General features: G+C 71.2%; 6 protein-coding genes. 3 read left to right on the top strand and 3 right to left on the bottom strand.

Going from position 1 to position 7,276, the window contains the following annotated elements:
- Positions 1-100: 100 nt before the first annotated feature.
- Positions 101-724 carry a papain-like cysteine protease family protein gene (locus K6I33_RS28590; RefSeq protein ID WP_229357432.1) on the bottom strand — a complete coding sequence of 208 codons (624 nt, stop codon included), beginning with the start codon at positions 722-724 and terminating at the stop codon, positions 101-103.
- Positions 725-995: 271 nt separating this feature from the next.
- On the opposite strand from K6I33_RS28590, the gene K6I33_RS28585 reads away from it, so the two are divergent.
- Positions 996-1,940 carry a hypothetical protein gene (locus tag K6I33_RS28585; protein ID WP_229357431.1) on the top strand — a complete coding sequence of 315 codons (945 nt, stop codon included), beginning with the start codon at positions 996-998 and terminating at the stop codon, positions 1,938-1,940.
- Between the two features lie 69 nt (positions 1,941-2,009).
- Here K6I33_RS28585 and K6I33_RS28580 read toward each other — a convergent pair whose 3' ends face one another.
- Both K6I33_RS28580 and uvrA read right to left on the bottom strand, forming a co-directional pair.
- Positions 2,010-2,441, bottom strand: a complete 432-nt coding sequence (locus K6I33_RS28580; RefSeq protein WP_229357430.1) for a Rieske (2Fe-2S) protein — start codon at positions 2,439-2,441, stop codon at positions 2,010-2,012.
- A 149-nt stretch (positions 2,442-2,590) separates the two neighbouring features.
- Positions 2,591-5,605, bottom strand: coding sequence for an excinuclease ABC subunit UvrA (gene uvrA / locus K6I33_RS28575; RefSeq protein WP_229357429.1), 3,015 nt, complete (start codon positions 5,603-5,605; stop codon positions 2,591-2,593).
- Positions 5,606-5,815: 210 nt separating this feature from the next.
- Between uvrA and K6I33_RS28570 the strand changes: the two genes are divergently transcribed.
- Positions 5,816-6,502 (top strand): maleylpyruvate isomerase family mycothiol-dependent enzyme, encoded by a 687-nt coding sequence (locus tag K6I33_RS28570; RefSeq protein WP_229357428.1) that lies wholly within the window; start codon positions 5,816-5,818, stop codon positions 6,500-6,502.
- Between the two features lie 10 nt (positions 6,503-6,512).
- The gene (locus tag K6I33_RS28565; protein ID WP_229357427.1) at positions 6,513-7,169 is read left to right on the top strand and encodes an MBL fold metallo-hydrolase; all 657 of its coding nucleotides are present in this window, start codon (positions 6,513-6,515) and stop codon (positions 7,167-7,169) included.
- Positions 7,170-7,276: the final 107 nt, after the last annotated feature.

Raw genomic sequence — 7,276 nt, 5'->3', positions numbered from 1 at the left:
GCGTGGGCCAGGGGGGCGAGGCCCAGCAGCGCGGCGGTCAGGGCGCCGGCGGCGGCCGCGCGGGCGGCGTTCCTCGGTATGTGCCGGTCGGTCATGGTCCTCACGCCCCGATCCCGTAGAGCGAATGGGTCCAGGCGAACTGGTTGTTGTTCACGTACCAGTTGTGCGACGCCCAGTTGTAGCGGTTGCTGGAGGGCCAGGGGTCGCCCCAGTAGACCATGCTGTTCGCGTCGTCGTACCCGTAGATGACGTGCATATGGCCGCCGCCGGACTGCCACTGGATGCGGGTCTCGACCGGGCGGCCCGCGTCGATCTCGGACTTGACGGTCGAGTAGCGCAGCCAGCCGTTGACGTACCGGCCCTCGTTGATGCCGGCCCAGTCGAGGGCGTTCTGCACATTGCCCAGCGTGGCCTGGTTGTTGGGGCACGTGCTGCCCTGGGCGCGGTTGAAGGCGGCGTTGCAGAACTGGTTCTGGCTGTACTTGCGGCCGAACCAGGTGGCGATGGTGTTGCCGGAGGCGGCCCAGCACCAGTTCGTCTGCTGCTGCGCCTGCATGCCGATGTTCAGTTTGTTCGCGGCCCGCAGGGCGGGCTGTTCGCCGGGCGCCGCGCTCGCCGTGGTGGGGACGGCGAACAGGGCGGCGGCGAACAGGGCCGTCAGGGACAGCCGTCTGCCGCGTATGCGGGCTTTTTCTGTGGTTGCCGATGCCGAGGCACGGGACATTGTCGCGTTCCTCCCGTGGGTGGGGGGTGGTGATGGAGGAGCGCGTCCGGACGCGTGTGAGGAGCATCGGATGTTGTCGGGGGCTGGTCAACCGGCTTCAATACGGCCTGGGGGGAGGGTGTGAACGAATCCCGCCGGATGTGAACGGCTCGTGGCCGTCCAGTAGGAGAAGCGGCATGCGGGGGCATGGCCGGTACACCTGCCGATCGTGAATATTCACAGGCGCACGGGGGCTTCACAGCGGGAGAGCGCGGACAGAGGAGCGAGCGGAATGACGCGCACCAGCACAGGCGTTGCCGAGGCCGAACTGGCCCGGGCGCTGCGAACGGGCCCCTTCCACGTGGCGCTGCGCACGGCCTTGTCAGCGCGCGGGCTGGCACTGCACCGGGTGCAGCACCGGCTGGCGCAACGCGGGGTGAAGGTGGGGGTGACGACCCTGAGTTACTGGCAGCAGGGCCTCCGCAGACCCCGGCGGCCGGAGTCGCTGCGGGCCGTGCGGATGCTGGAGGACGTGCTCGACCTGCCGGAACGGGCCCTGACCCGGTTACTCGCCGACCCGGCGCCGGTGGGCACGGCGCCGGACCGGCCGGCGGCGCGTTCGTACCGCTCGCTGGTGGAGGAGTCCCGGGCCCTGGAGCGGCTGCTGGCGGAGCTGGAGTCACCGGAGGACGGCGGCCTCCACACCGTCTGCCATCTGGAGCGGGTGTCCATCGGCGCGGGGCGCGAGATGCGCGCCCGCGACTCGCACCACGTGGTGCGGGCGCACCGGGACGGCGTGGACCGCTATGTGGCCATCCACCACGGCGACGAGGGCTGCGACCCCGGCCGGATGACCGTACGGGCCGGCGAGAACTGCCGGGTGGGCCGGGTCCGGTGGCACGCGGCGGCGGGCGTCCTCGTCGCCGAGCTGCTCTTCGACGCGCGGCTGCGCGCCGGGGACACCCATGTCTTCGGCTACGGCTTCGACGACGGCACGGGCGGCCCGAGCGGCGAGTACGTCCGGGGGTTCAGCTTCGCGGGCGGGCAGTACGTGCTGCGGGTCCGCTTCGACGAGGCCGCGCTGCCGGTGCGGTGCCGCCGCTTCAGCCAGAGCGCGGCGGGGGCGCCGCGCTGCGGTCAGCAGGAGCTGACACTGGCGGGACGGCACCGGGAGGTGCACATGGTGGAGCAGGGGGTCCGGCCGGGGATCGTGGGGATCGCCTGGGACTGGTCGTGATCGCCGGGGCCGCCGGGGATCTCCGCGGACCGCCCGTAGCGGCCCGCGGGCGGGCTCAGGCGGAGGGGCTCAGGCGGAGGGGCCGGCGATCAGCTTGCCGCCGTCGGCCTTGACGGGAACGGCGGGCAGGGGCGCGCCGGCCGGTCCCTGGAGGACCTTTCCGGTGGCGGCGTCGAACGTGCTGCCGTGGCAGGGGCAGCTGACCTTCCCGTTCTCGACCTTGGTGACGACGCAGCCGGCGTGGGTGCACACCGCGCTGAACGCCTTGTACTCCCCCTCGGCGGGCCGCGAGACGACGAGCTTCTGCTCGCGGTAGAGACGGGCGCCGCCGACCGGGATCTCAGCGGCCGCGCCCAGGTCGACGGGCGCGGTGGGGGTAGCCGGTCCCTTGGCGCCCGTGCTGCCGGTGCAGGCGGCGGCGCCGAGCCCGGCGGCACCCGCCAGAGCGGCTCCGCGCAGCACGGTACGGCGGGAAGCCGGGGAAGCCGGGGAGGACGTCATGGGGAGCTCCAGCGGTGGTACGGGATGGTACGACGGCGACGATACCCGCGACGACGGCCTGCCGCGCCGCTGCCCCGGCGTGGCGCCGCCCCTCCCCCGCCGCGACGGCGATCGGCCGTCGCGGCGGGGGTCGGCGGTGCCGGACCGCCTCAGCCCTTCTTCCGGGCCGCCGTCTTCTTCGTAGCGGCCGTCGTCCTCGCGGAGACCGTCTTCTTCGCGGTGCCGGCCTTCGCCGCCACCGTCTTCTTCGCCGCGGAGGCGGTCTTCTTCGCGGGTGCCCGCTTCGCCGTCTTCCGCGCCGCCGGGGCGGGCGCGTCGCTGACGCGGTCCCCCAGCATGTCGCGCAGGAACTTGCCCGTGTGGCTGGCCGGTACCGCCGCCACCTCCTCGGGCGTGCCCTCCGCGACGACGAGGCCGCCGCCGGAGCCGCCCTCGGGGCCCATGTCGACGACCCAGTCGGCGGTCTTGATCACATCGAGGTTGTGCTCGATGACGATGACCGTGTTGCCCTTGTCGACCAGCCCGGACAGCACGCTGATCAGCTTGCTGATGTCCTCGAAGTGGAGACCGGTCGTGGGCTCGTCCAGGACGTACACCGTCCGCCCGGTCGACCGCTTCTGGAGCTCGCTGGCGAGCTTGACGCGCTGGGCCTCGCCGCCGGAGAGGGTCGGCGCGGACTGTCCCAGGCGGACGTAGCCCAGGCCCACCTCGTGGAGCGTGCGCAGGTGGCGTGCGATCGTCGGGACGGCCTCGAAGAACTCGAGGGCCTCCTCGATGGGCATGTCCAGCACCTCGGCGATGGACTTGCCCTTGTAGTGCACCTCCAGGGTCTCCCGGTTGTAGCGCGCGCCGTGACAGACCTCGCACGGCACGTACACGTCGGGCAGGAAGTTCATCTCGATCTTGATGGTGCCGTCGCCCGCGCAGTTCTCGCAGCGGCCGCCCTTGACGTTGAAGGAGAAGCGCCCCGGCAGGTAGCCGCGGACCTTGGCCTCCATCGTCTCCGCGAAGAGCTTGCGGACGTGGTCGAAGACGCCGGTGTACGTGGCGGGGTTCGAGCGCGGCGTACGGCCGATCGGCGACTGGTCGACGTGGACGACCTTGTCGACGAGGTCGTCGCCCTCCACGCGGGTGTGCCGGCCCGGGACCGCCCGCGCGGCGTTCAGCTCGCGTGCCAGGTGGGTGTAGAGGATGTCGTTGACCAGCGTCGACTTGCCGGAGCCGGAGACACCGGTGACGGCCGTGAGCACGCCCAGGGGGAACGACACGTCGATGTCGCGCAGGTTGTTCTCCCGGGCGCCGCGCACGGTCAGACTGCGCGTGGGGTCCACGGGGCGGCGGAGGTCCGGGATGGCGATGGACCTCTTGCCGGACAGGTACTGGCCGGTCATCGACGTCTCGGTGGCCAGCAGCTCCTTGAGGGGCCCGCTGTGCACGACCTTGCCGCCGTGCTCGCCGGCGCCGGGGCCGATGTCGACGACCCAGTCGGCGACCTTGATGGTGTCCTCGTCGTGCTCGACGACGATCAGGGTGTTGCCCATGTCGCGGAGGCGGACGAGGGTCTCGATCAGGCGGTGGTTGTCGCGCTGGTGGAGACCGATGGAGGGCTCGTCCAGGACGTAGAGCACACCGACGAGGCCGGAGCCGATCTGGGTGGCCAGCCGGATGCGCTGGGCCTCGCCGCCGGAGAGCGTGCCCGCGGCGCGGTTAAGCGAGAGGTAGTCCAGGCCGACGTCGACGAGGAACTTCAGCCGCTCGTTGACCTCCTTGAGCACCCGCTCGGCGATCTTCTTCTCACGACCGGTGAGCTTCATGTCGCGCAGGAAGTCCGCGCACTCGCTGATCGACATCGCGGAGACCTCCGCGATGGACCGGCCCTGCACGGTGACCGCGAGGACGATCGGCTTGAGGCGCGTGCCCTCACAGGTGGGGCAGTGCACCTCGCGCATGTAGCCCTCGAAGCGCTCGCGGCTGGTGTCGCTCTCCGCCTCCGAGTGGCGCCGCTTGACGAACGGCACCGCGCCCTCGAAGGCGGTGGTGTAGGCGCGCTCACGGCCGTAGCGGTTGCGGTAGCGCACCTCGATCTGGGTCTTGTGGCCGTGGAGCAGGGCCTTCTTGGCCCGCTGGGGCAGCCCGGCCCAGGGGATGTCGGTGCGGAAGCCGAGCGCGTCGGCGAGCGCGCCGACCAGACGGCCGAAGTACTCCTTGGTGTGGCCGTGCGACCAGGGGCTGATGGCGCCCTCGTCGAGGGACTTGTCCTCGTCGGGGACGATCAGCTCGGGGTCGACCTCCATGCGCGTACCGATGCCGGTGCACTCGGGGCAGGCGCCGAAGGGCGAGTTGAAGGAGAAGGAGCGCGGCTCCAGCTCCTCGAAGGACAGATCGTCGTACGGGCAGTAGAGGTGCTCGGAGAACATCCGCTCACGCTCGGGGTCGTCCTCGGCGAGGTCGACGAAGTCGAGGATGACCATGCCGCCGGAGAGGCCCAGCGCGGTCTCGACCGAGTCGGTCAGCCGGCGCTTGGCGCTGTCCTTGACGGTGAGGCGGTCGACGACCACCTCGATGGTGTGCTTCTCCTGCTTCTTCAGCTTGGGCGGGTCGCTGAGCTGGATCGTCTGCCCGTCGACCCGGGCCCTGCTGTAGCCCTTGGTCTGGAGGTCGGAGAAGAGGTCGACGAACTCGCCCTTGCGCTCGCGCGCCAGCGGCGAGAGCACCTGGAAGCGGCTGCCCTCGGGCAGCTCCAGCACCCGGTCCACGATCGCCTGGGGCGACTGCCGGGAGATGGGGCGCGCGCACTCGGGGCAGTGGGGCTTGCCGATCCGGGCGAAGAGCAGCCGGAGGTAGTCGTAGACCTCGGTGATGGTGCCGACCGTCGAGCGCGGGTTGCGCGAGGTCGACTTCTGGTCGATGGAGACCGCCGGGGACAGGCCCTCGATGAAGTCCACATCGGGCTTGTCCATCTGCCCGAGGAACTGCCGGGCGTAGGAGGAGAGCGACTCCACGTAGCGGCGCTGGCCCTCGGCGAAGATCGTGTCGAACGCGAGGGAGGACTTGCCCGACCCCGAGAGCCCGGTGAAGACGATCAGGGAGTCGCGCGGGAGGTCGAGCGAGACGTTCTTGAGATTGTGCTCGCGAGCGCCACGGACGATGAGACGGTCTGCCACGCCGGTCGGCACCTTTCTTGAGAGTCGGCTCCGGAGAGCTGAAGGGGGCTGGTCCTCACCCCCGATCCAGAGTACGGGGGAGGTCTGACAACGAAGGGCCGCACGAAAGTCATCAGCGATGCCACCCACGACCATATAGCACGCACATTCGATTTACGGGCCGGATCGACCTCCTTCACCCGAAGGAGTGGCGGGGCTATCGTCGGCGCCATGACTGATCATGTGCACGACCTGAACGCTGTACGTGAGGCGACCGACCGGCTGCTCACCGCCGCCGGCACCCTGGACAACGCGGCCGTGACCCAGGCGTCACGGCTGCCCGGCTGGACCCGGGGCCACGTCCTGGCCCATCTCGCGCGCAACGCCGACGCCCTGGTGAACGTGCTGGAAGGCCGTCCCATGTACGCGAGCGCCGAGGCCCGCGACACCGACATCGAGAGCGGCGCGCCCCGCCCGCTGACCGCCCAGCTCGACGACCTGCGCGCGGCGGGCGCCCGCTTCCTGGACACGGCGAACGCCCCCGCCGACTGGAACCGCACCGTCGCCCTGCGCAACGGCGTGACCGACACCGCCGCCAACGTCCCCTTCCGCCGGCTGATCGAGGTCGAGCTCCACCACGTCGACCTCGGCATCGGCTACGAGCTGGAGGACCTGCCCGCCGGCTTCACCGCCCGCGAGACCGGCTTCCTCGCGAACCGCTTCTCCGGCCACCCGGACGTGCCGGCCCTCCGGCTGGTCTCCACCGACGGCGGCACCTGGACCTCCGGCCGCGCGGAGGGCGAGCCCCTCACCGTGACCGGCACGGCCCCGGCGCTGCTGGGCTGGCTGGCGGGCCGCCGGGACGGCGCGGAACTCCAAACAGGTGGCGCTCCGCTGCCCGTTCTGCCGCCCCTATAGGCTGTCGACCATGATGTACAGCGGAGCGGTAGAGGTCGGCGGACCTGCGGACGTACACGAGTTGGCCGATCTGATGATCTCGAAGGTCGCGGTCGGGCCGATGAACAACAACGCTTATCTGCTGCGCTGCCGCGCGACGGACGAGCAGTTGCTCATCGACGCCGCCGCCGAGCCTCACACCCTGCTCACCCTGATCGGCGACAGCGGCATCGCCTCAGTGGTGACCACCCATCAGCACGGCGACCACTGGAGTGCGCTGCGCGAGGTCGTGGACGCCACCGGCGCCCGTACCTACGCCGGCCGCGAGGACGCCGAGGGCATCCCGGTGCCGACCGACGTACTCGTCGACGACGGGGACGTCATCCGCGTCGGGCGGGTGGAGCTGACGGCCCGCCATCTGGTCGGCCACACCCCGGGCAGCATCGCGCTGGTCTACGACGACCCGCACGGCCACGCGCACGTGTTCACCGGCGACTGCCTCTTCCCCGGCGGCGTGGGCAACACCCACGACGACCCCAAGGCTTTCGCCAGCCTCATCCACGACGTCGAGACCAAGATCTTCGGCACGCTCCCGGACGAGACCTGGGTCTACCCGGGCCACGGCAACGACACCACCCTCGGCGCCGAGCGCCCGCACCTCGCGGAATGGCGCGAGCGCGGCTGGTAAGACCCCGCGGCCGGGACTCCCGGCGGGCGGTAGCGCGCCGTCCGCACGACAGGCGGACGGCGCTCTTCCGGTGCGCCCCCGGCAACGCCCCCGCACGCCCCGTTTCC

This window comes from Streptomyces sp. UNOB3_S3 (genome assembly GCF_020740895.1).
Lineage (GTDB): Bacteria > Actinomycetota > Actinomycetes > Streptomycetales > Streptomycetaceae > Streptomyces.
This window is presented reverse-complemented; position numbering and strand designations above follow the sequence as displayed.